Source organism: Streptomyces sp. NPDC007346, from assembly GCF_040703535.1.
Classification (GTDB): Bacteria; Actinomycetota; Actinomycetes; order Streptomycetales; family Streptomycetaceae; genus Streptomyces.
In genome coordinates this window covers 1-2,035 of the sequence record NZ_JBEYKR010000285.1, presented here as the reverse complement: position 1 = coordinate 2,035, position 2,035 = coordinate 1, and the positions used below count along the sequence as shown (strand labels likewise).

Below are 2,035 nucleotides of genomic sequence, written 5' to 3'. Positions count from 1 at the left end.
GCGGTGGCGCTGGCGGTGCCCCGGGCCCCGTTCCTGGCCCTGGTGCTCGCGCTGTGCGGGGTGCTGGCGGCGGGGGCGGCGGTGCGCCCGGAGCGGCGGCCGGCGGCGGGGTATCTGGCGGTGGCGCTCTTCGTGGCGGCGACCTGGGTCCGGCTGGCGGCGTCCGAGGTGTCGGTGCCGGAGGCGTACACCCTGCCGGTGACGGTGCCCGCGCTGGTGGTCGGCGTACTGCGGCGGCGCAAGGACCCCGAGGCGTCCTCCTGGACGGCGTACGGGCCGGGGCTCGCGGCGACGCTGCTGCCGAGCCTGGCCGTGGCCTGGACCGACCCCGACTGGCTGCGGCCGCTGCTGCTGGGTGTGGCGGCGCTGGTGATCACGCTGCTCGGGGCGAAGTACCGGCTTCAGGCGCTGCTGCTGCTCGGCGGCGTCGTGCTGGCCCTGGACACGCTGCACGAGCTGGCGCCGTACGTCGTCCAGGTGGCCGGCGCACTGCCGCGCTGGCTGCCGCCGGCGCTGGCCGGGCTGCTGCTGCTGGCCGTGGGGGCCACCTACGAGCAGCGGCTGCGTGACGCACGCAGGCTCAAGGATCTGCTGGGCCGGATGCGGTGAGCCGTGTCCGGTCGGGGACGCCGCACGCGGCGGGCCCCGGCCGGACGACGCAGAGGCCCCGAGACTTCGGAAAGTCTCGGGGCCTCTGTCCGGGTGGGCGATACTGGGTTCGAACCAGTGACCTCTTCGGTGTGAACGAAGCGCTCTCCCACTGAGCTAATCGCCCGGACGCACCGCAAACATTACCCCATGTCAGCGGTGCTCCCGGACCGCCCCCGGCCCTACTCGTCGACCGTCCACGGCAGGGCGAGGCCGAACTTCCCGACGTAGATCCCGACCAGCACCGCCATGATCACCAGCCCCACCGTGGTGAGGATGATGTTGCGCCGCCGGACCTTGGGGTCGAGGGCGCGCTGGGCGGCCTCGGTGACCTTGCGCTTGGTCCAGCGCAGCACCAGCTGGGCCCAGACGAACTCGGTCGCCCAGATCGCCATGCCACCGAAGATCACCAGCCAGCCGGGCCCCGGCAGCACCAGCATCAGTACGCCGGCCACCACGACGCCCAGGCCGACGACGAAGACGCCGACCTGCCAGCTCAGATGCAGCGGTCTCGACGCCTTGACGAAGCCCGGCGCCCGCGACCCCAGCTCGCGTTCCACCTTGATCGTGCCCCCCGTATCGGACCCCGGGGCCGCCTCTTCGGCGACCACGCTCCGTCCGTCACTCTCCGCATTCATGGAGCTCAACCTACCCGACCTGCCGTCGTCACTTGAATGGGCGCATGACTCAAAGTTACACACCGCTGGGCGAGGGACCCGAAGCATCACAAATGGGTCAGAGGGGTTTACAACGCCACCGTAGGTGGCATGTCGATTTCGCCGACGTGCGAATCCCCGAGCGCACACTGAGCGAAAGGCCCTGGCGCTTATGAACACCACGGTCAGCTGCGAGCTGCACCTGCGCCTCGTTGTGTCGAGCGAGTCCTCACTGCCTGTTCCCGCGGGCCTGCGGTATGCCACGGCCGATCCCTATGCCGTGCACGCCACCTTCCACACCGGAGCGGAGGAGACGGTCGAGTGGGTTTTCGCCCGTGACCTCCTCGCCGAGGGGCTGCACCGGCCCACCGGCACCGGAGACGTCCGCGTCTGGCCATCACGTAGTCACGGTCAAGGCGTCGTCTGCATCGCACTGAGCTCCCCAGAGGGCGAAGCCCTGCTCGAGGCTCCGGCGCGAGCCCTGGAGTCGTTCCTCAAAAGGACCGACGCCGCGGTTCCGCCCGGCACCGAGCATCGTCACTTCGATCTCGACACGGAGCTCTCACACATCCTGGCCGAGAGCTGAGCCAGGCCGAGAGCTGCCCGGCGCCGTCCGACTCGGGGAGACGGCGTCGCGCGGACAACCACATAGGGCAGACGCACCACCGGACAGGTGTTCGACCTTGGCGTCCCAGGCCGGCAGGCGCAGCGCGTCGGCGGCGACTTCCAGC

General features: G+C 70.7%; 2 protein-coding genes, 1 tRNA gene and 1 pseudogene. 2 read left to right on the top strand and 2 right to left on the bottom strand.

Going from position 1 to position 2,035, the window contains the following annotated elements; genetic code table 11:
• Positions 1–609, top strand: a pseudogene (locus tag AB0917_RS34050) (hypothetical protein); the annotation flags it as partial.
• Between the two features lie 94 nt (positions 610–703).
• Here the strand turns inward: AB0917_RS34050 and AB0917_RS34045 are convergent.
• Positions 704–775, bottom strand: a tRNA-Val gene (locus tag AB0917_RS34045).
• Between the two features lie 55 nt (positions 776–830).
• Complete coding sequence (locus AB0917_RS34040) at positions 831–1,286, bottom strand: TIGR02611 family protein (RefSeq protein WP_366823568.1); 456 nt, start codon at positions 1,284–1,286, stop codon at positions 831–833.
• Between the two features lie 190 nt (positions 1,287–1,476).
• Here AB0917_RS34040 and AB0917_RS34035 point away from each other — a divergent pair, with 190 nt between their 5' ends.
• A complete protein-coding gene (locus AB0917_RS34035; protein WP_030589699.1) occupies positions 1,477–1,890 on the top strand; it encodes an SsgA family sporulation/cell division regulator in 414 nt (137 codons plus the stop codon).
• The last annotated feature ends 145 nt before the right edge of the window (positions 1,891–2,035 follow it).